At 63.5% G+C, this 24,563-nt stretch carries 24 protein-coding genes; 9 read left to right on the top strand and 15 right to left on the bottom strand.

The window, feature by feature from the left end; translation table 11 throughout:
- Positions 1 to 78: 78 nt before the first annotated feature.
- Together arfB and H1S03_RS14520 are read right to left on the bottom strand one after the other, a co-directional pair.
- Positions 79 to 498, bottom strand: coding sequence for an alternative ribosome rescue aminoacyl-tRNA hydrolase ArfB (arfB, locus tag H1S03_RS14525; RefSeq protein ID WP_166187992.1), 420 nt, complete (start codon positions 496 to 498; stop codon positions 79 to 81).
- Positions 499 to 742: 244 nt separating this feature from the next.
- Complete coding sequence (locus tag H1S03_RS14520; protein ID WP_166187987.1) at positions 743 to 1,357, bottom strand: queuosine precursor transporter; 615 nt, start codon at positions 1,355 to 1,357, stop codon at positions 743 to 745.
- Positions 1,358 to 1,530: 173 nt separating this feature from the next.
- On the opposite strand from H1S03_RS14520, the gene H1S03_RS14515 reads away from it, so the two are divergent.
- Positions 1,531 to 2,022, top strand: a complete 492-nt coding sequence (locus H1S03_RS14515; RefSeq protein ID WP_185805038.1) for an acyloxyacyl hydrolase — start codon at positions 1,531 to 1,533, stop codon at positions 2,020 to 2,022.
- Here H1S03_RS14515 and H1S03_RS14510 read toward each other — a convergent pair.
- Together H1S03_RS14510 and H1S03_RS14505 are read right to left on the bottom strand one after the other, a co-directional pair.
- Positions 2,016 to 2,630 (bottom strand): HAD family hydrolase, encoded by a 615-nt coding sequence (locus H1S03_RS14510; protein WP_185805037.1) that lies wholly within the window; start codon positions 2,628 to 2,630, stop codon positions 2,016 to 2,018. The genes H1S03_RS14515 and H1S03_RS14510 overlap by 7 nt on opposite strands.
- Positions 2,623 to 3,288, bottom strand: coding sequence for a nitroreductase (locus H1S03_RS14505; RefSeq protein WP_185805036.1), 666 nt, complete (start codon positions 3,286 to 3,288; stop codon positions 2,623 to 2,625). The genes H1S03_RS14510 and H1S03_RS14505 overlap by 8 nt, the downstream gene beginning before the upstream one ends.
- An 80-nt stretch (positions 3,289 to 3,368) precedes the next feature.
- Here H1S03_RS14505 and H1S03_RS14500 point away from each other — a divergent pair, with 80 nt between their 5' ends.
- Entirely contained in the window at positions 3,369 to 4,229 is an 861-nt protein-coding gene (locus H1S03_RS14500; RefSeq protein ID WP_185805041.1) for an EamA family transporter, read from the top strand.
- Positions 4,230 to 4,259: 30 nt separating this feature from the next.
- On the opposite strand, the gene H1S03_RS14495 is transcribed toward H1S03_RS14500, so the two are convergent.
- The 3 genes from H1S03_RS14495 to H1S03_RS14485 all read right to left on the bottom strand — a co-directional run bounded on the left by H1S03_RS14495 (position 4,260) and on the right by H1S03_RS14485 (position 6,902).
- Complete coding sequence (locus tag H1S03_RS14495) at positions 4,260 to 5,678, bottom strand: alkaline phosphatase D family protein (RefSeq protein WP_185805035.1); 1,419 nt, start codon at positions 5,676 to 5,678, stop codon at positions 4,260 to 4,262.
- Positions 5,679 to 5,781: 103 nt separating this feature from the next.
- Positions 5,782 to 6,336, bottom strand: coding sequence for a type 1 glutamine amidotransferase domain-containing protein (locus H1S03_RS14490; protein ID WP_166187971.1), 555 nt, complete (start codon positions 6,334 to 6,336; stop codon positions 5,782 to 5,784).
- Positions 6,337 to 6,392: 56 nt separating this feature from the next.
- A complete protein-coding gene (locus H1S03_RS14485) occupies positions 6,393 to 6,902 on the bottom strand; it encodes a peptide deformylase (RefSeq protein WP_185805034.1) in 510 nt (169 codons plus the stop codon).
- Between the two features lie 80 nt (positions 6,903 to 6,982).
- Here H1S03_RS14485 and uraH point away from each other — a divergent pair, with 80 nt between their 5' ends.
- From uraH to H1S03_RS14465, 4 genes are read left to right on the top strand one after another with little or no spacing between them, the layout of a single operon-like run.
- Positions 6,983 to 7,327, top strand: coding sequence for a hydroxyisourate hydrolase (uraH, locus tag H1S03_RS14480; RefSeq protein WP_166187966.1), 345 nt, complete (start codon positions 6,983 to 6,985; stop codon positions 7,325 to 7,327).
- Position 7,328: 1 nt separating this feature from the next.
- Positions 7,329 to 8,540, top strand: coding sequence for a urate hydroxylase PuuD (locus H1S03_RS14475; RefSeq protein WP_185805033.1), 1,212 nt, complete (start codon positions 7,329 to 7,331; stop codon positions 8,538 to 8,540).
- The gene (locus tag H1S03_RS14470; protein ID WP_185805032.1) at positions 8,537 to 9,355 is read left to right on the top strand and encodes a bifunctional allantoicase/(S)-ureidoglycine aminohydrolase; all 819 of its coding nucleotides are present in this window, start codon (positions 8,537 to 8,539) and stop codon (positions 9,353 to 9,355) included. The genes H1S03_RS14475 and H1S03_RS14470 overlap by 4 nt, the downstream gene beginning before the upstream one ends.
- The gene (locus H1S03_RS14465) at positions 9,355 to 10,494 is read left to right on the top strand and encodes a DSD1 family PLP-dependent enzyme (protein WP_347339235.1); all 1,140 of its coding nucleotides are present in this window, start codon (positions 9,355 to 9,357) and stop codon (positions 10,492 to 10,494) included. Before H1S03_RS14470 ends, H1S03_RS14465 begins: the two co-directional genes overlap by 1 nt.
- 7 nt (positions 10,495 to 10,501) lie before the next feature.
- On the opposite strand, the gene H1S03_RS14460 is transcribed toward H1S03_RS14465, so the two are convergent.
- The 8 genes from H1S03_RS14460 to H1S03_RS14425 form a co-directional block, all read right to left on the bottom strand.
- On the bottom strand, positions 10,502 to 10,978 hold the full coding sequence (locus H1S03_RS14460; protein WP_185805031.1) for an ureidoglycolate lyase: 477 nt from the start codon (positions 10,976 to 10,978) through the stop codon (positions 10,502 to 10,504).
- A complete protein-coding gene (puuE, locus tag H1S03_RS14455; protein ID WP_185805030.1) occupies positions 10,975 to 12,378 on the bottom strand; it encodes an allantoinase PuuE in 1,404 nt (467 codons plus the stop codon). Before puuE ends, H1S03_RS14460 begins: the two co-directional genes overlap by 4 nt.
- Positions 12,379 to 12,615: 237 nt before the next feature.
- The gene (locus tag H1S03_RS14450; protein ID WP_185805029.1) at positions 12,616 to 13,263 is read right to left on the bottom strand and encodes a DsbA family oxidoreductase; all 648 of its coding nucleotides are present in this window, start codon (positions 13,261 to 13,263) and stop codon (positions 12,616 to 12,618) included.
- Positions 13,264 to 13,437: 174 nt separating this feature from the next.
- Positions 13,438 to 15,852, bottom strand: coding sequence for a DNA topoisomerase (ATP-hydrolyzing) subunit B (gyrB, locus tag H1S03_RS14445; protein ID WP_185805028.1), 2,415 nt, complete (start codon positions 15,850 to 15,852; stop codon positions 13,438 to 13,440).
- A gap of 192 nt (positions 15,853 to 16,044) precedes the next feature.
- On the bottom strand, positions 16,045 to 16,866 hold the full coding sequence (locus H1S03_RS14440; RefSeq protein ID WP_185805027.1) for an HpcH/HpaI aldolase family protein: 822 nt from the start codon (positions 16,864 to 16,866) through the stop codon (positions 16,045 to 16,047).
- A 175-nt stretch (positions 16,867 to 17,041) separates the two neighbouring features.
- The gene (gene recF, locus H1S03_RS14435; RefSeq protein WP_185805026.1) at positions 17,042 to 18,133 is read right to left on the bottom strand and encodes a DNA replication/repair protein RecF; all 1,092 of its coding nucleotides are present in this window, start codon (positions 18,131 to 18,133) and stop codon (positions 17,042 to 17,044) included.
- Between the two features lie 11 nt (positions 18,134 to 18,144).
- Positions 18,145 to 19,263: a DNA polymerase III subunit beta gene (gene dnaN / locus H1S03_RS14430; RefSeq protein WP_166187939.1), complete on the bottom strand. Its 1,119-nt coding sequence runs from the start codon at positions 19,261 to 19,263 to the stop codon at positions 18,145 to 18,147.
- Positions 19,264 to 19,425: 162 nt separating this feature from the next.
- On the bottom strand, positions 19,426 to 19,872 hold the full coding sequence (locus H1S03_RS14425) for a DUF305 domain-containing protein (RefSeq protein WP_185805025.1): 447 nt from the start codon (positions 19,870 to 19,872) through the stop codon (positions 19,426 to 19,428).
- A gap of 124 nt (positions 19,873 to 19,996) precedes the next feature.
- On the opposite strand from H1S03_RS14425, the gene H1S03_RS14420 reads away from it, so the two are divergent.
- The 3 genes from H1S03_RS14420 (at position 19,997) to H1S03_RS14410 (ending at position 24,402) form a co-directional block, all read left to right on the top strand.
- Positions 19,997 to 21,277: an acetylornithine deacetylase/succinyl-diaminopimelate desuccinylase family protein gene (locus tag H1S03_RS14420; RefSeq protein WP_185805024.1), complete on the top strand. Its 1,281-nt coding sequence runs from the start codon at positions 19,997 to 19,999 to the stop codon at positions 21,275 to 21,277.
- A gap of 96 nt (positions 21,278 to 21,373) precedes the next feature.
- Complete coding sequence (locus tag H1S03_RS14415; protein WP_185805023.1) at positions 21,374 to 22,843, top strand: ABC transporter substrate-binding protein; 1,470 nt, start codon at positions 21,374 to 21,376, stop codon at positions 22,841 to 22,843.
- 86 nt (positions 22,844 to 22,929) lie between these two features.
- The gene (locus H1S03_RS14410) at positions 22,930 to 24,402 is read left to right on the top strand and encodes a carboxypeptidase M32 (RefSeq protein ID WP_185805022.1); all 1,473 of its coding nucleotides are present in this window, start codon (positions 22,930 to 22,932) and stop codon (positions 24,400 to 24,402) included.
- Positions 24,403 to 24,563 lie beyond the last annotated feature (161 nt).

The raw sequence follows: 24,563 nt of genomic DNA, 5'->3' as shown, positions 1-24,563 counted from the left end.
AGAAGAATGAGATCTTCGCCGGGATTTTTGACTTGCCCGAAACCCTTGACAGAGGCCCGCCCCATTACGGAAGCGGGTTTACTCCGGATCGACGGAGCCGCGCAGCGCCTTTTTCTGGCCCGTCGCTTTCTTCGCCTCGATCCGGCGGCGCTGACTGGCGCGGGTCGGCTTGGTCGGGATGCGCCGCTTGGGGCGATGAAGGGCGGCGCGGATCATGTCGATCAGCTTCTTTTCCGCCTCCTCACGGTTCATCGCCTGCGAGCGGTGTTTTTCGGCGGTGATGATGAGCGCGCCATCTTTCGTCCATTTGCGCCCCGCGGCCCGGCGCAGGCGCGCCTTCACGTCGCCCGGCAGATTGGGGGAGCGTTCCGCCTCGAACCGCAATTCCACCGCTGTAGAGACCTTGTTGACGTTCTGGCCACCGGGACCGGAGGACCGGACGAACTGTTCCGTCAGCTCCCAGTCCTGCAACGTTATCTTGTCATTGATGACGATCATCCGGTTTTCCCCGCAAAGAGAAAGGGGCCACATCGTGCGGCCCCCTTCCATATCTGAATTCGTGAGCTGGGGCGAATGACCGGAGGTCACTGACCTGAGCGAAAGGACGCTGATGGGGGCTGCCCCTTCAGCTAACAGCCTCGCACTTGAACCCGACCACATGCTCCTGCATCTCACTCGACATCAGGTCACCTCCTTTCTGTTGTTACGTTCAGAGAGGAGCCTGCCATATCTTGTGGATAAATCAAGTCTCGACCTGCCGCACCGCGATGCGGAACGGGATCAGCGCCACAGCCGCCAATGACAGCTTCACCGCGAAGTCGGCCACGGCGAGGCTGATCCACAAAGGCAGAACCGGTCCGACGCCCAGCAGGGGGACAGCCTCGCGCGCCCAGGCGTTCGGCTGACCGGGGTCGAGGAACACGAACAGGGCCGAAAACGCGATGCCGAAGAAGATCGCGGTGTCGAGCGCGGAGCCGATCAGCGTGGAGGCCAGCGGCGCCCGCCACCATTCACGCGCCCGCAGCCTGTCGAAGATCGCCACATCCACCAGTTGCGCCACGATGAACGCGATCCCCGAACCCAGCGCGATGCGCAATGTGACCAGGGGGCCGAATTCCCCCTGTATCTGGCTTGCGATCAACGAACAGATGACGCCGACGGCAAAGCCCACGATCACGACGCGACCTGCGGCATCGCGGCCCAGAAAGCGGTTCGTCAGATCGGTGATCAGAAACGCCACCGGATAGGTAAACGCACCCCAGGTAAGCCAGTCACCCAGAAGGTGCTGCACCAGAATGTTCGATGCAACGACGACGGCGGCCATGGCGGCGACGCCAATGAAAAATCCACGGGACATGAGTGATCCTTTCCGTTTTTTATAGAGGGTCGCGGAAGACCTCTCCCACCAATATGGGGGATTGAGGGGGCTTAGTGCGAACAGGGCGTGGGTGCAAGTCCCGCAGGAACGGCGAAATTCTCCGTTGAAGTCCCTCGGGCCAATTCTAATTCCGATTCATCGGAGGACACGACATGAAGACACTACATTTTATTGCAGTGCTGGGCTTTGCGACCTCGGTCGCAGCATCCGCTGCAAGTGCGCAAAACTGGACGTTCGGTCTGGGAACGGACGGGGCGTATTCCAGCGATGAACAGGAGGCCGCTTCGCTGGAGGGTGTCTGGACAGACGCGCCGCGCGGAACCTTTGCCGGGTTCGATTACGGATGGGGCGCAGGGTTCGAGGTGGACGCCGACGGCGACGTCTGGGCCGGCGCCGGCCTGCACGCTCAACGCGATTTCGATGCGGTGCGACTGTCGCTGAGCATCATGCCGGGTCTGTACGAGGCCGGGACGAGTGACACCGAACTGGGCGGACCGGTCGAGATTCGCAGCAGGCTGGGCGTGTCGGTCGCGGCGGGACAGGGACGTCTGGGTCTGTCCTACGCACATATCTCGAACGGGGGTCTGTATGACGACAACCCGGGCAAGAACGCGGCCTATCTGACCTATGGCTGGGCCTACTGAACCGGCAAACCTGCCTTGATCAACGCCGCACGCAGGCTGGTGGGGTCGGTGAACAGATGTGTCTGCCAGCCACGGCTGGCGGCCGCCTCGATATTGTCGGCCCGATCATCGGTGAAGAACAACTGGTCCCCTGACAGACCGCAATCCGCCTCGACCATCTGATAGATCTCGGCATCGGGTTTCGCCGTACGCATATGGCCCGAGATGTAGCGGCGGTCGAATTCCGCCAGCAGGGGATAATGCGTTTCGGCATAGGCGAAGCTTTCGACCCCGAAATTGCTGAGCGCATAGCACGCCACACCCGATGCGCGAAGCTGTCGCAGGATCGACACGGAGCCGTCGATTACCGGGCTGGCCATCTCGATCCAGCGATCGTGCCACAGGCGGATCATCTCAGACCATTCGGGATGCGCGTCGGCATGGGCATAGATCGTATCGCGGAACGGAGCGCCCCGGTCGATGCGGTCATTCATCAGGTGGGGGTCCACCTCCGCAAAGAAGCGGGCCATATCCTCCGCCGGCATCAGTTGCGCATAGAGACGTTCCGGTCGCCACTGGATCAGAACATTGCCGATGTCGAAAATCACGGCGCGGGGGCTCTCACTCATGCAGGGTCAGCCATTCTGACAGAGGTGCGCGTTCCGTTTGAAACGTGGCGAGCGGGTGGTCGGGGTCCGGTATTCCGATCGACAGCCCGCAAAACAGCATATGATCGGCTGGCGCGCCGCAGAATTCGGCCACGGCGGTATGTTGCATCGCCCAAGCCTCCTGCGGGCAGGAGGCCAGACCGTCCTCCACCAGCAACAGCATCAGGCCGTGCAGGAAACCACCCAGATCGGACCATTGTGCCGCACCCATCGCGCGATCCACAAACAGGAACAGACCGGCGGGGGCGTCGAAGAACCGCCAGTTGCGGCGAAACCAGTCGAGGCGGGCGGCCTTGTCCGTGCGCGGAATGCCAAGGCGGTCATACATCTGTTCCCCCACGGCAAAACGGCGCGTGCGGTAGGGTTCGCTCAGGGACTCCGGATATATTGGATATTCGGTTGCTTCGACCTGACCAGCATCCAGCCGCGGTTCCATCATGGTGCGAAACCGGGTCATGCCCTCACCGTTCAGCAGATGCACATGCCAAGGTTGCAGGTTCCCCCCCGAAGGCGCACCGGCGGCCTGTTCGATCAGACGGGTCAGGCGGGAGGTGTCCACCGGGCTGTCCAGAAAGGCCCGGGTGGACCGGCGGGCGGCGATGGCGTCATGTACCTGCATTGTGCCCCTCACTATTTTGGCGACGACGATTTGATGCGTCCGTGATAAGCGAGCCCTCGCTGGACGGAAAGGTGATGCGCGTGGATTTCAGAGCTTTGATGATGGGCTGCGGCTTCGCGCTGATGTGGTCCTCGGCGTTCACCTCGGCCAAAGTGGCGGTGGCCTATGCGCCGCCTTTCGCCATTTTGGGGGTGCGGTTCCTGATTTCGGGCCTGCTGGCGGTCGGCATTGCGTGGGCGATGGGTCAGCGGGCGCGATTGAGCCGCAGGCAATGGGCCGCGCTGGCCGCGTTTGGCGTCTTGCAAAACGTGATCTATCTGGGCGGAAACTTCTACGCCGCGCAGGTTATCGATGCCTCGCTGGCCGTCATCATTGCCAGCCTGCTGCCGCTGCTGGTCGCTGGCGCGAATGCGTTGCGGGGGGAGCGGTTGGGTGCGATGGCAACGCTGGGGCTGTTCGCGGGGCTGGCCGGGGTCTTGCTGATCATGGGCGCGCGGCTGGATGGAGGCGCGGACGTGACCGGCGTCCTCATCATCGTGTGCGCAGTGCTGGCCCTGACCCTCGCAACATTGCTGGTGCAGGGCGCATCCTCGGGGGACAACGTCATCATGGTGGTGGGGTTGCAGATGCTGGTCGGCTCCACCGTGTTGCTGCCGCTGAGCCTGGCCACGGAATCGTGGATCATCGACTGGCAATGGCAGCTGATCGTGGCATTCACCTATACGACGCTGGTGCCCGGCCTGCTGGCAACGATCACGTGGTTCATGCTGGTGAACCGGATAGGCGCCACGCGGGCCGCGACGTTCCATTTCCTCAACCCGTTTCTGGGTGTCGCTATCGCCAGTTTCATCCTAGGCGAGGCGTTGGGACTGACAGACATGCTGGGTGTGGTGGTCATCATGGCGGGCATTCTGGCGGTACAACTGTCCCGCCGTGCCTGAGCCTTCCTTATTCCGGCAAGCAAATGCCCCTCAGGACAGCGCCAGCGGGGGGGATGAGCCGTCATCCTCGAATTCCCATTCCGCGGTCCAATCCTCACCCCGGCGGCGAATGCGCAGATAATTGCGTTGCGAGACGTAGCGGTTGCGTTGGCCCGCAGGGGGGCGAATGGTGATCGGATAGCCTGACAGCGGATCCTCACCGAAAATGGCCAGCGCACCCAATGTGCGGGCGTAACCCGTACCCGGCGGGGTATGGCTGATCCCCGAGGAGACGAGCTGATGGATCACGCTGCCGGATTTCAGTTTCATTGTCGCGCGGGTGGCCACGTGGATCTCCCCTGAGAGCAGCGTCACCGGTTGATCGTTCTGCTCTACCTCCCGCACCATGATGCCGAGGAAGCGTTTCCATTCCTCGCGGTGAGCGCGGCTTTGCCACTGGTCGCGCAGGTCGTCCTCGTACTGGTTCACGCCCGGCCAGAAGGTGTCGATCATGAATTCCACCCAGCTGAGCCGGGGACCGAGGGCGGGAACCGACGACATCACCAGGCAATGATTGCCGTCACGGCGTTTGAGCATGACCTGATCGAACCACTCCCATCCGGCGTCGTTCATCACCCGCTCCGGCGTGCGGGCGGTGCGCAGATCCGGCGCGATAACGGAAAATCCGGGCGCGTCCAGCTTTACCCCAGCGCCGACAGGGGCGATATTGTCTGCCGCGCCCCGTTGGAACAGGTTGAACATGCGTTGGGCGATTTCGAACAGACCCTGCCCGACCGGGCTGTTCTGCTTGGGGGCGGGATGGCTGCCATATCCATCGAAGATGTCGTGATCGTCCCACATCATCACGGATGGCACACGGGCCAGCATGTGCGCGATGGCCGGGTGCGCGTAGAGGTCGATATAGCGGTTCAGCAGATGTTTTTCCGCCTGTTGCTGCATGTCGTGGGTCCACTCGAAGGTGGACTTTCCCTCGGGCTCGGCCTCTTCCCATTCGACGATTTTGGGGTGGGAGGCGAGGATATCATCGGCGTAGATCTGATCGCCGCCATGCAGGAACAGACCGAAGGGCGTGGCCTCGTGATCCCGGGCGAGGCGGGACCACAGGGCGTCGCGATGCTCCACCGGCCAATCGGCGTCCTCGTCTTCCTCCCCGTTGCATGAAACATAGGCGATGTTCGCGTCCCCGGTCAGGTCGGTGCAAACCTGATAAGAGGTTTCGTCCACACGATAGGACGTTTGCGATGCAACCGGCAGGGTGAGATCGGCACGGTATATGACGCGACCATGCCCGGACCACAATATTTCGACCTGCGCAGGATCGCCTCCCTCAGCCGCGATTTCCGGCAGGGGACCACCATCCTCGTGCACCAGGATCACGCTGATCTGGTAGCGCACACTATCAACATCGCGTGCGAAAAGGATCGGTCCTGCTAGGGGGGTGCGTGTCATCTGGCGTCCTGTAAGTCGGGTGACCACGGCATAAGGCCGGGTCGTTGCAGTTCAAGAAACGCAACGACCCGCGTATGGTTCGTTTTTAAGTCGTTTGGCCGATTTAGGTCGCTTGGCCGCCCGTGCGAGTCAAGGCATCCGCGATGGTATCGCAGAATGCGTCCAGATCGTCGGGATTGCGCGACGTGATGACATTTCGATCCGTCACGGCAGGTTGGTCCACCACATTCGCGCCCGCATTGCGCAGGTCAGTGCGAATGGATGGGAAGGATGTCAGCATGCGCCCCTCGGCCAGTCCGGCCTCGATCAGCAGCCACGGCGCGTGGCAAATCGCGGCGACGGGTTTGTCAGCCTTGGCGAAGGCTTCGATGAATTTTATCGCATCGCCGTTCGTGCGCAGAATATCGGGATTGATCTGACCGCCGGGCAGGACCAGTGCGTCGTAATCGCCGGGATTCGCGGCCGACAGGCCCTTGTCCACCGGAACGGTGTCGCCCCAGTGATCCTCGTCCCAGCCCTTGATCGAATCTTGTTCGGGGCTGACCACGTGCACGGTCGCGCCTGCTTCGCGGAATTTTTCGAGGGGGACGGTCAGTTCGACTTGCTCGAACCCGTTGGTGGCCAGGATCGCAATCGAATAGTTGTTCAAATCTTTCATTCTCAATTCCTCCGTTCAGGGGCCGGAATATGACCCGTGTGATCCTAACGGATGGACTATGGCTGGCGTTCCGGCCCTGCGACGATGTGATCCGTGATGAGGATGCCATCGAGGTGATCGACCTCATGCTGAAACGCCCGCGCGGCGAAACCGTCCAGCGTGCCGCCGATCGCTGATCCGGTCAGAGACGATCCGCGCCAGACGATCCGCGGCGACCTGCGCACGTCGATGCGCCCCCCGGACACCAGGGTCGAGGGGATGGAGAGGCACCCCTCCGCCCCGGTGACGGGCTCCCCCTCATGGTGGATGATGCAGGGGTTCGCGACCACCAGCCGTTCGATGCCCGCGTGGCGCGGCAGGACGGTCCCATCGCGTTGCGCGGCGTCCAGCAGAAACAACCGCACGCCCTCACCCACCTGCGGGGCGGCAATGCCGGCACCGCCCATCGCGCGGCGGATGCGCGCCATGTCCGCCACCAGATCGTACAACCACGGGGTTGCGAAATCCTCTATCGGTTTGGCGGTCGCGGACAGGATGGCGGCGGGTGCAGTGACGATGCTGCGCATGATCTCTCCAGTTTTTGGCCACGCCGCATCTTCCGTCGGGGCGTGGGCTGTGTCCATATGGTGCGACGATGGAGGATGAGATGAGCGGATATCTGACGACACATGTGCTGGACACGGCGCGCGGCGTGCCCGCGGCGGGAATGCGCATCACCCTGACCCGCCTGACCGGCGGCGCACGGGTGGTGCTGACCACCGTGACCACCAACGCAGACGGGCGCACGGATGCGCAGATCCTGCCCGCCGAAGCCTTCGCCACCGGGGAATACGAACTGGAATTCGCGGTGGGGGATTACCTGGCGGCGAACGGATTGCCGACGGGGTTCCTGGACACGGTGCCGTTGCGCTTCACCATGGGGGCCGAGGAGCATTATCACGTGCCGCTGCTGGTCAGTCCGTTCAGCTATTCCACCTATCGGGGCAGTTGAGATGTACGAATTTGCCATCATGTGGGACTGGCTGGCGTTGAGCGTGCGCTGGCTGCACGTCGTCACCGCGATCGCGTGGATCGGGTCGTCGTTCTATTTTATCGCGCTCGACCTGGGGCTGAACCGCGATATCGACGGTCCGGCGGATGGTGAGGAATGGCAGGTCCACGGCGGCGGCTTTTACCACATCCAGAAATATCTGGTCGCCCCCTCGGCCATGCCCGAGCATCTGACCTGGTTCAAGTGGGAGAGCTACGCCACCTGGTTGTCGGGCGTCGCGATGCTGGCGGTGGTCTATTGGACGGGGTCCGAGCTGTACCTGATCGACCCGGCCAAGGCGGATCTGGCGACGTGGCAGGCGATCCTGTTATCGGCGGGATCGCTGGCCGTGGGCTGGGTGGTCTATGACTTCCTGTGCAAGTCGAAACTGGGGGAGCGCCCGACCACGCTGATGCTCCTGCTGTTTGGCCTGCTGGTCGTCATGGCGTGGGGATACGATCAGGTGTTCACGGGCCGCGCGGCGCTGCTGCATCTGGGGGCGTTCACCGCCACGATCATGACGGCAAACGTCTTTGCCATCATCATGCCCAACCAGCGGATCGTCGTCGCGGACCTGAAGGCAGGGCGCAAGCCCGATCCGAAATACGGCAAGATCGCCAAGCTGCGCTCGACCCACAACAACTACCTGACGCTGCCGGTGATCTTCCTGATGCTCAGCAATCACTATCCGCTGGCGTTCGGCACGAAATACAACTGGATCATCGCGGGACTGGTGTTCCTGACCGGGGTCACGATCCGGCACTGGTTCAACTCGCAACACGCGCGGTCGGGCAAGCCGACTTGGACCTGGCCCGTCACGGTCATCCTGGTGCTGATCATGGCGTGGCTGTCCACGGAGCCCGATTTCGTGGCGGAGGCGAACGCCGCCATCCCCGCGCGGACGCAAGGCTTCATGCAGCATGAGCAGTTCGAGGCGGTCGCCAACACCGTGCGCGGCCGCTGTTCCATGTGCCATGCGGCGGAGCCGTTCTATGACGGTATCCGCTGGGCACCCAAGGGCGTGATGCTGGAGACGGACGCGCAAATCGCCACACGCGCCCGCGAGATCTATCTGCAATCGGGTGTCACCCACGCGATGCCGCCTGCCAATGTCAGCTATATGGAACAGACCGAGCGGGACATGATCGCGCAGTGGTTCGAGGATGCCAGATGACCGATTACGCCACCCCGCCCGCCGGATTGCCCGGACAGAACGTGATGAGCACGGACCGCGCCATGTTCACCACCGCCTATGCCGTGATCCCGCGCGGGGTGCAGCGCGATATCGTTACCAGTTATCTGCCCGGTTGGCACGACACACGCCTGTGGGTGCTGGCCCGTCCGCTCAGCGGCTTCGCCGAGACGTTCAGCCATTATATCATGGAGGTCGCGGATGGCGGCGGCTCCACCACGCCCGAGCCGGAGGGGGACGCGCAGGGTGTCCTGTTCGTGGTCGCGGGCACGGGAACGTTGACGGTGGCGGGACAGGACCATGCGATCGCGCCCGGCAGCTACGCCTATCTGCCGCCGGGCTGCGACTGGGCGGTCAAGGGGGAAAGCGGCCCGCTGACCTTCCACTGGTTGCGCAAGTTGTGGGTGCCGGGCGTGGGTCTGGAACCTGCGGCGGCCTTCGTGACGCGTGAGGCCGACGGCACCACGGTTGAAATGCCGGGCACAGACGGTGCGTGGTCCACGACGCGCTTCGTCGATCCGGGCGACCTGCGCCATGACATGCACGTCAATATCGTGAACTTCGAGCCGGGGGGCACCATCCCCTTTGCCGAGACACATGTGATGGAACACGGCCTCTACGTGCTGGAGGGCAAGGCCGTCTACCGCCTGAACACCGATTGGGTGGAGGTCGAGGCCGGGGATTACATGTGGTTGCGCGCCTTCTGCCCGCAATCGTGCTATGCGGGCGGGCCGGGACGGTTTCGCTATCTGCTCTACAAGGACGTCAACCGGCACATGCCGTTGAGGCCGCTCTAGTGGAGCCGGGCTATGACGTTCCCGCCAGCATCGGCATGGCCGAGGTGGACGTGCAGACCCCCGCGTTGATCGTCGATATGGATGCGTTCGATCACAATCTGAAGGTGATGCGCGGCATCGCCGCGGCCTCGGGTCTGCGGTTGCGCGTGCATTCCAAGACCCACAAATCCGTCGATATCGCGCTGGCGCAAATGTCGCGTGGCGGGGCCGTGGGGATATGCTGTCAGAAGGTGAGTGAGGCGGAGGCGATGGTGCGCGCCGGCCTGAACGCTGGCCCGCACACCGATCTGTGCGATATCATGGTCTCGAACCAGGTGCGCGGCGCGGCCAGGGTCGCGCGGCTGGCCAGGCTGGCCGGACAGGCCGACATGTCGGTCTGCGTGGATGATGTGGAGGGTGTGGCAGAACTGTCGAGAGCCTGTCACAGCGCCGGAACGCAGTTGACAGTGCTGGTCGAAATCGAGGTCGGGCAGAAACGGTGCGGTGTGCAACCCCACGACGCGGCCCGTCTGGCAGGGGCCATTCTTGCCGCGCCCAACCTGCATTTCGGCGGCTTGCAGGCCTATAACGGCGCGGCGCAGCATCAGACACTGGAAACGGAACGCGCCGAAATGATGGGCAACGTCACCGCCGCCGTGAGGGAGGCCTTGGCCGCCTTGGACGCAGCGGGCATTCACTGCCCATGCGTGACCGGCGCGGGCAGCGGCAGCTATCCGGCGGAGGCGTCGAGCGGGCTTTATACCGAGCTGCAATGCGGGTCGTATATCTTCATGGATGCCGATTACCGCGCAAGGGGCGGTCCGGGGGTGGAGCCGTTTCGCCACGCGCTGTTCGTGCTGTCCGAGGTGATGAGCACGGCAGTGCCGGGGCGTGCGACCTGCGACGCAGGTCTGAAATCCATGTCGATGGAAAGTGGCGTGCCGACCGTCTGGGGCCGGACGGATGTCAGCTATGACCAACCCTCGGATGAGCATGGCGGCCTGGCCGATCCGCTCAACATGTTGCGCGTCGGGGATCAACTGCGGCTGGTGCCGGGACATTGCGACCCCACCTGCAACCTGCACGACTGGTATGTCGGCATTCGCGATGGCCGCGTCGAATGCCTGTGGCCTGTAACGGCGCGGGGAAAGCTTTGGTGAGGTCCGCCTAAGCCGTGACGGTCAGCGGCGTGTCGAACCAGTGCTCCTGCAGATTCTCACCGTCACCGATCCGGTCCACCACCGCGAACAGGCCGGGGGCGTGCAGCGGCGTCAGCACGCCGTGCCACGTGTTGCGGTGATAGTTCACGCCTTGGCCAGCCTGGGTCAGGAACGCGCGGGGTGTATCGGGCCGCCCCCCGGCATCCGCCGCGACGATTACCAGAAACGGGGTGTGGGTCATCGGGATGAAGGCCTGCGATCCCAGCGGATGCCGCTCCATCATGTCCAGCCTGTGGGGCAGGCTGCGTGGCTGCGCGTCGAACAGGCTGATCCCCGCGCGCCCAGCACCGAAATCGAGGGTCGCGCGGTCGTGGTAGCGCCCGCACAGGCCCTGATTGATCAGCTTGTCCGGCTTGCCCGCCACCTCCAGCACGTCCCCGAACGGGGCGAAGGCTGTCTGGGTCAGCGGCTCCACCACTATCATGGCAGCATCTCGGCCAGACGCAGTTCCGCGATCCGCTCCACCTGAGTGCAGGCGGTGGCGAATTCCGTATCGCGGTCATTGTCGATGCGGCTGCGAAAGGCGGCTAGGATGCCGGCCTTGTCGTGGTCGCGCACGGCGATGATGAAGGGAAAGCCGAATTTCGCGACATAGGCATCGTTGAGGGCGGTGAACTCCGCCCGCTCCGCGTCGGTCAGCGCGTCCAGACCGGCGCTGGCCTGTTCCGCCGTGCTTTCCTGCGTCAGACGTTTTGCGGCGGCCAGCTTGCCCGCCAGATCGGGGTGAGCGGTCAGAACGCCAAGGCGCTGTTGCGGTGTCGCGGCGCGAAAGACGCGGGCCAGTGCATTGTGCAGACCGATCGCGCTGTCATGCGCGGGGCCAAGCTCCAGATCGTGGGCGCCTTCGGTGATCCAGGCGGAATGCTCGAAAACACCACCATAGCGCGCGACGAAGGTGTTCCGGTCCATCTGGCTGGGACGCTCGCGCCGGATATGGGGGTGCTGGCGCATCCAGTGCTCGGCGATGTCGATGCGGCGTGCGAACCACACATCGTCGAAGCCGCTGGCATATTCGATGAACCGTTTTAGAGCCATTATCCGCCCCGGTCGCCCGATCAGACGGCAGTGCAGCCCGATGGACATCATGCGCCCGCCCTCCGCGCGCAGGCAGTCGAAACTGTCCTTGAGGTATGAATAGAACTGATCGCCGGAATTGAACCCCTGCGGGGTGGCGAAACGCATGTCGTTGGCATCCAGCGTATAGGGCACGATCAGCTGGTCATGTGCGTCGAACTCCATCCAGTAGGGCACATCGTCGGCATAGGTATCTGCCAGATAGGCGAATCCGCCTTCCTCCGCCGCCAGACGCACGGTGTTGTCGGAGCAGCGCCCGATATACCAGCCCTTGGGCCGGGTTCCCGTCACCTCGGTATGCAGCCGGATCGCCTGCATCATGTCGGCACGTTCGACCTCGGGGTCGGCGTCCTTGTACTCGATCCATTTCAGACCGTGGCTGGCGATCTCCCACTGAGCGTCCTGCATTGCGCGGACCTGTTCGGGGGACCGCGCCAGCGACGTTGCCACGCCGTAGACCGTGACGGGAACGTTCATCGCGGTGAACAGCCGGTGCAGGCGCCAGAAGCCGACCCGTGCGCCGTACTCGTAAACCGATTCCATGTTCCAGTGCCGTTGCCCGGGCCATGGGGTGGCGCCGACGATTTCGGACAGGAATGCCTCGGAGGCGGCATCACCGTGCAGAACGTTGTTCTCGCCACCTTCCTCGTAATTGATGACGAACTGCACGGCGATCCGCGCATCGCCGGGCCAGTTCGCTCGGGGCGGGGTTTGGCCGTGGCCACGCATGTCTCTGGGATAACGGTTCATCAGGTCCTCCACGTGCAGGTTCCCTGCATTTGTGCGGCAGGCGCGGGCGACGGGCAAGGTCGTGGCGCGTTTCTAACGCAGAATGGATGAGGGTGGTCGCAGTACGGTGGCGCTGATAGCGTACGAGTGATCTGGACCGCCGCAGGGATTTATCTGATCCCGGCCCGCCTTAACCGGTTCCGCAAGCGAGATCGCGAAAGCCGCTGTTTGCGAAACAGCGGCCTCGCCGGGCAGGGGTCAGCCCTCTGCCTGAGTCACCTGGCGCAGGATGGCGCTGTAGTTTTCCACGCCCTGCGCCCCCGTCACCAGATGCTTGCGGTCCAGAACCACGGCGGGAACACCGGTAATGCCCTGATTGATCCAGAACTGTTCCTGTTCGCGCACGACCTGCGCGAACCGCTGGTCCTGCATCACCGCGAGGGCTTCGTCCCGGTCCAGACCGATTTCGCCCGCCACGTCCGCCAGCACCGTGTTGTCCGACAGGTTGCGCCGATCGGTGAAATGCGCCGTGAACAGCGCCATCTTCAGATCGTGCTTCCGACCTTGCTGATCCGCCCAGTGCAGCAATTGATGGGCGACGAAGGTATTGTGCATCCGAAATTCCTCCGTAAACCGGAAGTCGAAGCCGAGTTGCGCGCCCAGAGCCGTCATCTGCGCCCGGTTCTGTTCCGATTGTTCGGGCGTGGCGCCATATTTCTCGACGATATGTTCGCGCATGTTCTGCCCCTCGGCCGGCATTTCGGGGTTCAGTTCGAACGGGTGCCAGTGAATCTCGTGCGGTACGCCGGTTTCCTCCAGCGCGCGGGCCAGTTGGCGATAGCCGATAATGCACCATGGGCACATCACGTCCGATACGATGTCGATCACAAGAGGTTGGGTTGTCATGGTCAGTTCCTTTCGTCCGGCGCTGTTCTCGCAGCCAGAGCAAGTCGTTCCGCCTTGGCTGGCACATCCACGGGGGGAGCGGCGCTGAAATCCGTCTCAGGTGACCGACACGACTGCGTCGATCACCTGGCCCCGATCATGTTCAGCCCGCCATGGCTGATCCGGAAAGCCCGATCAGAAATCGAGGTTCTGGACGCTCAGGGCGTTTTCCTGAATGAACAGGCGGCGCGGTTCGACCACGTCACCCATCAGCTTGGTGAAGATTTCGTCCGCGCTGTCCAGATGGTCGATCTTGACCTGCAACAGGGTGCGGGCGTCGGCGTCCAGCGTGGTTTCCCACAGTTGGTCGGGGTTCATTTCGCCCAGACCCTTGTACCGTTGCAGACTCAGACCACGCTCCCCCTCCGCGATCACCAGGTCGAGCAGTTCGGTGGGCGCGTTGACCGTCGCGTGCTTGTCGCGACGGTGCAGCTTGGCAGGGCCGGAATAGATCTCCTGCAAGGCTTCGGTCATCTGGGCCAGACGCCGCCCCTCGACCGAGCGGAAGACCCCGCCCTCCAGAGTACGGGTTTCCTCGACGCCGCGCAGAACGCGTGAGAACCGCAAGCCGCTGTCCTGTGTCGGGCGTCCGGTCCAGCCGCGCTCCGTATCGGGGGCGATCAGGTTCAGACGGTCCGCCACACGGTCGGCGGCGGCCTGCGGTTCGCCCTGAATGTTTTCGGGCAACAGCGCACCGGCGATCGCGGCCTGTTCCAGCACCACACGCGGCACATGCGTGGGAAAGGCGTTGACGATGTTGCGCACCTGACGCGCGGTGCGCACGACCTCCGCCAGATCGGCACCGGAGCGTTGCTCACCCGTAGCCAGTTCCAACGTCGCCTCGTTCAGACCCTGGTCAATCAGGTAATCGTCGAGCGCGGCCTGATCCTTGAGGTATACCTCGGACTTGCCCCGCGCCACCTTGTAGAGCGGCGGCTGCGCGATGTAGATGTGACCGTTCTCGATCAGTTGCGGCATCTGCCGGTAGAAGAATGTCAGCAGCAGCGTGCGGATATGCGCGCCGTCCACGTCTGCATCCGTCATGATGATGATCTTGTGATAGCGCAGCTTTTCGATATTGAACTCATCACGCCCGATGCCGGTGCCGAGCGCCATCACAAGGTTGCCAATCTCCTGCGAGCCGAGCATCCGGTCGAAACGGGCGCGTTCCACGTTCAGGATCTTGCCGCGCAGGGGCAGGACGGCCTGCGTGCCGCGATCACGGCCCTGCGTCGCGGACCCACCGGCGGAATCGCCCTCCACCAGCAGCAGTTCGGTCTTGGACGGATCCTTTTCCGAGCAATCCTTGAGCTTGCCCGCGAGGTAGCTGACATCCATCGGGCTTTTGCGGCGGGTCAGTTCGCGGGCCTTGCGCGCAGCCTCCCGCGCCTGGGCGGCCTCGACGATCTTGCTGACGACCATGCGCGCCTCAGCCGGGTTTTCCTCGAACCACTCGGACAGCTTCTCGTTCATCAGGGATTCGACGGCGGGGCGCACCTCGGACGAGACGAGCTTGTCCTTGGTCTGGCTGGAGAATTTCGGGTCCGGCACCTTGACCGACAGAACGCAGGTCAGCCCCTCACGCGCGTCGTCACCGGTCAGCGTGACCTTTTCCTTCTTCGCGATGCCCGAGGAGGCGACGTAACTGTTGATCGTCCGCGTCAACGCACCGCGGAAGCCCGCGATATGCGTGCCGCCATCGCGCTGCGGAATGTTGTTGGTGAAGGGCAGCACATTCTCATGATAGCTGTCGTTCCACCACATCGCGACCTCGACCGCGATATCGTCCTTCTCCCCCACGATGAAGATCGGATCGGGGATCATCGCTGTTTTGGAACGGTCGAGGTAGCGGACGAATTCCCGTACGCCCCCCTCGTATTCCAGTGTGGTTTCAAGCGGTTCGACCTCACGCTCATCTCGGACGGTGATGCGAACGCCGGAGTTCAGGAACGCCAGTTCGCGCAAGCGGTGTTCCAGCGTCGCAAACTTGTAGTCCAGGTTCGAGAAGGTCTGGGTCGAGGCGAGGAACCGAACCTCGGTTCCGGTGCGGTCCGTCGGAGCCAGCCGTTCGAGATGCTTGACGGTATCGCCATGCTCGAACCGTGCCACATGCTCGTACCCCTCACGCCAGATGCGCAGTTCCAGCCAATCGCTGAGCGCGTTGACGACCGAGACGCCGACGCCGTGCAGACCGCCCGAGACCTTGTAGGAATTGCTGTCGAACTTCCCCCCGGCATGCAGCTGGGTCATGATGACCTCGGCCGCGGAGACGCCTTCTTCCTCATGCAAGCCGACGGGAATTCCCCGGCCATTGTCGCTGACGGAAACGGAGCTGTCCTCATGCAAGGTCACGCGAACCTCGTCGGCATGGCCTGCCAGTGCCTCATCAATGCCGTTGTCCACGACCTCGTACACCATGTGGTGCAGGCCCGATCCGTCGTCCGTGTCGCCGATATACATGCCGGGGCGTTTGCGGACGGCCTCCAAGCCTCTGAGAACCTTGATGGAATCCGCGCCGTAATCGCTCTGGTTCGCGGGTGTGTCCGCCATGTCCGAAATCCCTTATATTGTGGCCTTCCTTTTATCCGCTGCGGGGGGGATTGTCACGCCTTTGCCATGAAATTGCAGGGGGTGCGGTGCGACGGGGATATGGCGGACGGTTTTCGGTGTGAACATGGCGAAGCCCCCCGATGCGGGGGGCTGCCTGCGGCGCGGATATTTAGGGAAAGTGAACGCCCGTGCTCAGTGCGGAACAGTCAGCGAATGCTGCGCTGCGGTGCCGGAGACATAGGTGTGCACCGAATCCGGACGGCGGGTCCAGGCTGCCGTTTGCGCCACCTTCGCCTTGAGGTGCAGCACATCGAAACCCGCGATGATCCGGTAGCCGTGGGCGAAGCGTTCCGCCGCGTCCTGCTCCGTCATGGCAATGCCCCCGAGCGGGATGCCGGCGCCACGTGCGGCCTGCTCGACCTTGGCACAGGCCTTGACGAAATGCGGGTGGTCGAACTGGCCCGGAATGCCCATCGTCGCGCTGAGGTCGAAGGCCGCGAGGATCATGTAGTCGATGCCTTCCTCCGCGACGATGGCGTCGATATTGGCCACGGCCTCAACAGTTTCGATCAGAATGCCGCAGGTCAGACGATCCTCGATTGTGCGCGCGTAAGTCATCATGTCGGACGGCCAGCGCGAATGGGCGATGAACGGTCCGAACCCGCGCGCGCCCATTGAGCCGGGATAGCGCATCGAGGAAACGGCAAGGCGCACGTCCTCCACATCGCGGACCAGCGGGAAGATGATGCCCTCGGCCCCCAGATCGAGCACGCGCTTCACCTCGGCCGTGTTGATGTCCGACACGCGCACGACGGGGGCGCATTCGGTTCCCTGGGTTGCGGCGATCATCGCGTGGCAGGTGCCGTAATCGACCGCGCCATGTTCCCGGTCGATCACGACCACATCAGCGCCCGAGGCGGCGATCGCCTGGGTCGTTACGGCGGAGGGGATGACGTTGACATGCATCGAGAGGCGCTTGGCCGGGTCAGCGAGCTTGGCTTTGAAGTGGGTCATGTTACTCTTCCTTAAGTTGATGATGAGATCATCGACAAATGGTTAATCCGAGTAAATCCTATAAGTTGTTATCATTTTTACTAAAATTTTAACTTTTAAGTAACCGTTGCCTCGCAGGCTATACTGGGGCCTTCCGTGTCTTCGGGAGGTGAAAGTATGGTTAACGCAGGCCGGATCAGTGGCGCGTAATGGTGGAGTGGCCGTCGCTGTCGGTGACTTCCAGATTCAACGCATGGTTGTTAAGCTCGCTGAAAAGCGTAGCGTCCGTGCCGGTCATCCAGGCCTGAATCCCAAGCTCCAGAATCTCCGCATACAGCGCCCCCCGGCGCGAGGGGTCGAGATGCGCCGCGACCTCATCCAGCAGCAGGACCGGTGTGCCCTTGCCATCCGCGGACAACGCGCGTGCATTGGCGAGCACGAGGGAAATCAGCAGGGCCTTCTGCTCCCCGGTGGAACAGTTTCGGGCCGGCACGCCCTTCGCAGCGTAGAGCGCGGTCAGATCGGCGCGATGCGGCCCGATCAGCGACCGCCCGGCAGCCAGATCGCGGCGACGGTGATCGGCCAGACGCGCGGTCATCTCGTCGCTCTCCTCCGGCAGACCGTCGGGCCCGGTGAGGCTGAGGGTGGAGGACGGAAAGGCGGTGGTGGCATTTCCCTGCGCCTGCGCAAGCCGTGCGATGGTGTCGCGTCGTGCGGCGGTCACCCGTACGGCGGTGTCACCCATCTGCTGTTCCAGGGCGGCGTACCAGGATGGATCGGTGACCTGATCGCGCAGCAGGCGGTTGCGTTCGCGCATCGCCTTTTCATATCGCAGTACGGTGTCGCCATGTTCGGGGTCGAAGCTGAGGGTCATGCGGTCCAGAAACCGCCTGCGATCCGCCGCACCCTCCAGCCACAAACGGTCCATCACGGGAACCAGCCAGACGACACGCAGCAATCGGCCGAGCGCGGCCTGCGAGGTCGCCTTGTCGTCGATGCGCACGGTGCGCGGGTCGCCCCCCGTCGCCCCGGTGACGATCCGGTGATCCGCATCGGCGGTTATGTCGGCCCGCACCCGCCAGCCCAGGTCGTCAGGTCTGCGGCCCAATTCGTCCGCCGTGGCGCGCCGCAGCCCCCTGCCGGGCGACAGAAGGGAGATCGCTTCGAGGATATTGGTCTTGCCCGCGCCGTTCGCCCCCCAGATCGCCACCGGACGCATATCCGCCTCGATCGTGGTCTGGATATGCGAGCGGAAATGCGACAGGCGAAGCGAGGTGATGTGAGGCAAGGTGGCCCGCGTCAGACCCGCATCGGCATGACGACGTAAATCGCGCTGTCGTCATTGCCTTCGCGCATCAGGGTCGGATCGCCGGAGGAGTTGAACAGGAACACCGCGTTTTCGCGGTCCACCTGACTGGCGATTTCCAGCAGGTACTTCGCGTTGAAGCCGATTTCCAGCCGTTCATCCGCATAGGCGACGGCCAGTTCCTCATCCGCGGCTCCGGAATCGGGCGCGTTGACGGACAGGATCAGGCGATCCTCATCCAGGGCGAGCTTCACCGCGCGTGAGCGTTCGGAGGAGACGGTGGAAACCCGGTCCACCGCCTTGGCGAAATCGGAGGCATCGACCTCCATCCGCTTCTGGTTCTGCTGCGGGATCACACGGGTATAATCGGGGAACGAGCCGTCGATAACCTTGGATGTCAGAGTGATTTCCGGAGTGGCGAAGCGGATCTTCGTCTCGGACACGGACACCGCGATGTCGGCGTCGTCATCGGCCAGCAATTTGAGCACTTCGGTCACGGTCTTGCGCGGAACGATCACGCCGGGGATCGCATCCGCACCATCGGGCAGTTCGGCGTCGATGCAGGCAAGGCGGTGCCCGTCCGTGGCCACGGCGCGCAGCATCTGGCCGGCCGGGGCGGTCGCGGAATGCAGGTAGATACCGTTGAGGTAATAGCGTGTTTCCTCGGTCGAGATCGCGAATTTCGCCTTGTCGAACAGGCGGCGCAGGATCGCGGCCTTGGTCGAGAAGTTGGTGTCGTACTCGCTCGACGCCATCACGGGGAAATCCTCACGCGGCAACGTGGCCAGCGAGAAGTGCGAGCGCCCCGCGCGGACTTCCATCCGGCCGGTTGCGGCATCGGCGTGCAGCTCAACCGTGGAGCCGTCGGGCAGCTTGCGCACGATTTCGTGCAGCAGGCCCGCCCCCACGGTGGTGGAGCCTGCCTGCGAGACCATGGCGGCGGCCTTGTCCACGACCTCGATGTCCAGATCGGTGGCGCGGAAGGAGATGTCGGCGCCGTCCGCCTCGATCAGCACGTTGGCGAGGATCGGAATGGTGTTGCGACGCTCGACGACCGATTGTGCGCGGCTCATCGCCTTGAGCAGGGCGCTGCGTTCGATGCTGGCTTTCATCGGTCGGGACTCCATTCCGGGGGTAATTCGGACGGAAACGGTAAGGGGAACCGGGGCGGAGTGCAAACCCCTTTCGCTGAGCAACGCGATTTGCCCGGCTGATCGGGTCAATCGGCCCCGCCGCGACGGTCCCGGGATCGGGGATCGGATAAGATGATCGGATCAGCGCGCCTGCAGATCGTCGATCAGGAATTTCATCTCGTCGATCTCCTTGCGCTGTGCCTCGATGATCTGCTGCGCCAGTTCCGCCACACGGGGGTCGGAGATGTGCGCCCGCTCCGATGTCAGGATCGCGATGGAATGGTGCGGAATCATCGCCTTCATCCACGCCACGTCACCCACCGTATCCTGCGAGCGCACCAGATAGAGCGATGCCGCGAACACCAGCGCGGACCCGGCGAAGATCGCCATGTTCACCTTGCGGTTCGAATACATGCCCAGCATGAACGCCAGCATGATGATCGCCATCACGGCGCCCATGTACAGCGCCATCCACGATCTGGTCTGACTGAAGTAGACATGATCAATGGCATAGGTGTTCAGGTACATCAGCCCGTACATCACCAGCGTCGACGTTGCGATCATTGCGAAAAAGCGGCCGTAGGACATGGGATCTTCCTTCCTGCTGTCAGTTCCATGCAGGAGAAACGCGATTCCAGCGCTGGAGGGTTCCATGACAGCGGCTGGACCGCACCCTGTCCCTGGGTCTAACCTGTGCCGGACGGAGGTATTCATGGATTTGAACGAGGCGATCGAGGCGCGGCGCGAGGATTTGATCGCACTGACGCAGGACCTGATCCGCATGCCCACGTTGAACCCGCCCGGCCGCGGATACCGCGAGATTTGCGAGTATCTGCGCGACCGGCTTGCCGGCTCCGGCTTCGACGTGACGCTGGTCCGCGCCGAGGGGGCGCTGGGTGACAGTGACAGGTATCCCCGCTGGAACGTCATCGCCAGGCGTGAGGGGGCGCGGGCCGGGGAGTGCGTTCACTTCAACTCCCACACAGATGTGGTCGAGGTCGGGCACGGCTGGACCGTCGATCCGTTCGGCGGCGAATTGCGTGATGGCAGGATCTATGGCCGTGGGGCCTGTGACATGAAGGGCGGGCTGGCAACCTCGATCATCGCGGCGGAGGCGTTCATCGCCACCTATCCCGATTTCGCAGGCGCGATCGAGATCAGCGGCACGGCGGATGAGGAATCCGGTGGTTTCGGCGGGGTGGCCTATCTGGCCGAACGCGGCTGGTTCGATCCGGCGCGCGTGCAGCATGTCATCATCCCCGAGCCCCTGCACAAGGATCGTGTCTGTCTGGGCCATCGCGGCGTCTGGTGGGCCGAGGTCGAGACGCGGGGCCGCATCGCCCACGGCTCCATGCCGTTTCTGGGCGATTGCGCGATCCGGCACATGGGCGCGGTGGTGGCCGAAATGGAGGCCAGCCTGTTTCCCGCACTGGCGCTGAAACGCACCGCGATGCCGGTGATCCCCGAGGGGGCAAAGCAATCGACGCTCAACATCAACTCCATCCATGGGGGCGCACCGGTGCCGGAAGAAGGCTATACCGGCCTGCCCGCGCCCTGCGTCGCGGACCGGGCCAGCATGATCATCGACCGGCGTTTTCTGATGGAAGAGGATATCGCGCAGGTAAAGGCCGAGATGCGCGACGTGCTCGACCGGGTGGCGGCGCGGCGGGATGGCTTCGACTACACGCTCAGCGATATGTTCGAGGTGCAGCCGAGCATGACCGACCGCGCGGCCCCGGTGGTTACGGCTGTCAGCGATGCGATCCGTGACATACTGGGCAACGAGCCGGATTATGTCGTGTCCCCCGGAACCTACGACCAGAAACATATCGACCGGATCGGGCGGCTGAAGAACTGCATCGCCTACGGCCCGGGGGTTCTGGACCTCGCCCATCAGCCCGACGAATGGATCGGCGTGCAGGATATGCTGGATTCGGCGAAGGTGATGGGACAGGCTTTGAAAACACTGCTCGGTTGTGCGGATGCGAAGTAGTATTGCGCATGCGTGCGGTCCCGGTGGATTTTCGATATGGTCTGGCGCATGCTTCGGACCGACTGTCGAAAAAGGCAGATAATAGGGGAGATACCGATGAAGCAACTGGGCCTGACCTTCGCCGCCGCGATGTTCGCGACCACGGCGATTGCGCAAGAGACGTCGATCACGCTGGGTATGCAGCTGGAGCCGCCGAATCTCGATCCGACGGGCGGTGCCGCCGCCGCCATCGACGAGGTCGTCTATGCCAATATCTTCGAGGGGCTGACCCGCTTCGGACCCGATGGCGCAATCCTGCCCGGGCTGGCGCGCGCATGGGACATCAGCGATGATGGCACCGTCTATACCTTCACCCTGGTCGAGGGCGCGACGTTCCATGACGGCACCGCCTTCGATGCGGAGGACGTGAAGTTCACTCTGGATCGGGCGCGGGCGGAGGATTCGACCAACGCGCAAAAGGCGCTGTTCGACGGCATCACCGCGGTCGAGGTGATCAGCCCGAGCCAGGTGCGCGTGACGCTGGAGGCACCCAACGGTGCGCTTCCGTTCAATCTGGCATGGGGCGACGCGGTGATCGTGGCCGAAGAATCCGCCGCCGACAATGCCACCTCTCCCGTGGGCACCGGGCCGTTCCGATTCGCGGACTGGGTGCAGGGCGATCGGGTGGAGTTGGTGCGCAACGATGCCTATTGGGGGGATCCGGTCGCGCTCGAATCCGCGACGTTCAAGTTCATCTCGGATCCCACGGCGGCGTTCGCGGCCATGATGGCCGGCGATCTGGATGCATTCCCCGTCTTCCCCGCGCCGGAAAATCTGGTGCAGTTCGAATCGGACCCACGCTATACGGTCATCGTCGGCTCGACCGAGGGTGAGACGATCCTCGCCATGAACAACGGCGTCGAACCCTTCGACAACCCGCTGGTGCGTGCGGCCGTGGCCCATGCCATCGACCGGCAGGCCATCATCGACGGGGCGATGTTCGGCTATGGCACGCCCATCACCACCCATTTCGCGCCGCACCATCCCGCCTATACGGACCTGTCGGATCTGTCGAACCATGACCCCGAGCGGTCGCGTGAACTGTTGGCGGAGGCAGGCTATCCCGACGGTTTCACCACCACGCTGAAACTGCCGCCGCCCGTCTATGCCCGCCGTGGGGGTGAGATCATCGCCGCACAACTGCGTGAGGTCGGCATCGAGACGGAGATCACCAACGTCGAATGGGCCGACTGGTTGGAAACCGTGTTCAAGGGGCGCGACTACGGGCTCACCATCGTCAGCCACACGGAGCCGATGGATATCGGCATCTACGCGCGCGAAGACTACTACTTCGACTATGCCGCGCCGGAGTTCGTCGCGATCATGGAGGAACTGAGCGCCACCACCGACGACAGCGCCCGGACCGCGTTGTTGAAGGACGCCCAGACGATGATCGCGGAGCAGCACGTGAACGCCTATCTGTTCCAGTTGGCCAAAACCGGTGTCGCGGATGCGCGGCTACGCGGGTTGTGGGAAAACTCTCCCACGCAGGCGACCGATCTGACCGGCGTAAGCTGGGCGGAGTGAAACCCGCGACGATTCCGCGAAGGGTCCGGGCTTGACCCGGGCCCTTTTCCGTTGCGCAGTGCACAAAACGAACCAAAGGAAGCCCTATGTCCTATGACGCCCTGATCGCGCATGTGAAGCAAACGGAGGCTTTGTCACAGGCGCAAGGTCTGCTGGGTTGGGATCAGCAGGCAATGATGCCACCGCGCGGCGCGGATCAGCGGGCCGATCAGATCGGGGCGCTGGAATCGGTGATCCACGCCCGCCGCACCGATCCGCGCATCGGGGATTGGCTGTCTGACATCGACGGGGGCGCGCTGGACCCGGCGCAGGCCGCGAATGTCCGTCTGATCAGCCGCGACTGGTCGCGAAACCGCAACATGCCCGGCGATCTGGCCGAGGCGATCGCCCGCGCCACCAGCAAGGGTCATAACGTCTGGGCGGCGGCCCGTGCTGCGTCGGACGTGGCGGCCTTCGTGCCCGCCTTGACGGAGATCGTGAACCTGAAACGACAACAGGCCGAAGCACAGAAGCTGGACGACGAAACCCGCTACGACACTCTGCTTGACGGATTCGAGCCGGGAATGAGGACCGCGCCGCTGGAGGCGATCCTTGGATCGTTGCGGGCGCCCTTGTCCGATCTGCGCGAACGCATCGCGGACAGCGGACGCGATCCGCGTGATCTGGACGGTACGTTCGAGGTCGAAGGGCAGATGAGCATCGCGCGCGACCTCGCCGGAGTCTTCGGCTATGATTGGCAGGCGGGGCGCATGGATCTGGTGGCTCACCCGTTCTGCGCCGGCACATTGGGGGACGTGCGCATCACCACCCGCGTGGACACGGCGCGCCCCTTCGATTGCCTGTATTCCGCCGTGCACGAGGTCGGCCACGCCGTCTATGAGCAGGGGCTGCCCCCGGCGTTGGAACGTACCCCCGCCGGGGCACATGTCAGCATGGGCGTGCACGAAAGCCAGAGCAGGCTGATGGAAAACCAGTTGGGCCGGTCCCGCGCGTTCTGTGGCTGGTTGCACGGCCGCATGGTACAAACGTTCGGCATCGACATGGGGGAGCAGGAATTCTACGCGGCGGTGAACCGCGTCACCTCCGGCTTCATCCGGACGGAGGCGGACGAGGTCCACTACAACCTTCACGTCATCATGCGCTTCGATCTGGAACGGGCCCTGATCGCCGGCGATCTGGAGGTTCCCGATCTGGAGGGCGCTTGGAACGAGCGGTTCGCGGCCGATTTCGGACAGCAGGTGACCGATCCCGCAAAGGGTGTCCTGCAGGACGTGCACTGGGCCATCGGTCTGTTCGGCTATTTTCCGACATATGCGCTGGGCAACATCTACGCCGCCGCCCTGTATGAGAAGCTGACCACCGCCATACCGGATCTGAATGCGAGACTGGCGCAGGGCGATACTTCGGCTGCGGTGGCTTGGCTGGGGCAGAACGTGCACCGGCACGGCGCGGTTCTGCCCGCGCCCGCGCTGATGCGGCAAGCCGTGGGCGGCGAGGTGACGAGCGCACCGCTGATTGCCTATCTGGAAACGAAATTCTCAGACCTCTACGGGGTGTGAGGGTGCAGGCCTGCGGCGATATCCGAACCACCGGAAAGGCGCATTTATACTTTTGCGACCAGCGCTGCGCGCGTTGGTCCTATGCTATATCCGGGCGTAGAAGGCTGCCTTTCCATAACGCTGCTGGGAGGCTCAGACGCCTCCCGGTCGCGGCAAATATC

Source organism: Pontivivens nitratireducens, assembly GCF_014235845.1.
Lineage (GTDB): Bacteria > Pseudomonadota > Alphaproteobacteria > Rhodobacterales > Rhodobacteraceae > Pontivivens > Pontivivens nitratireducens.
This window is presented reverse-complemented; position numbering and strand designations above follow the sequence as displayed.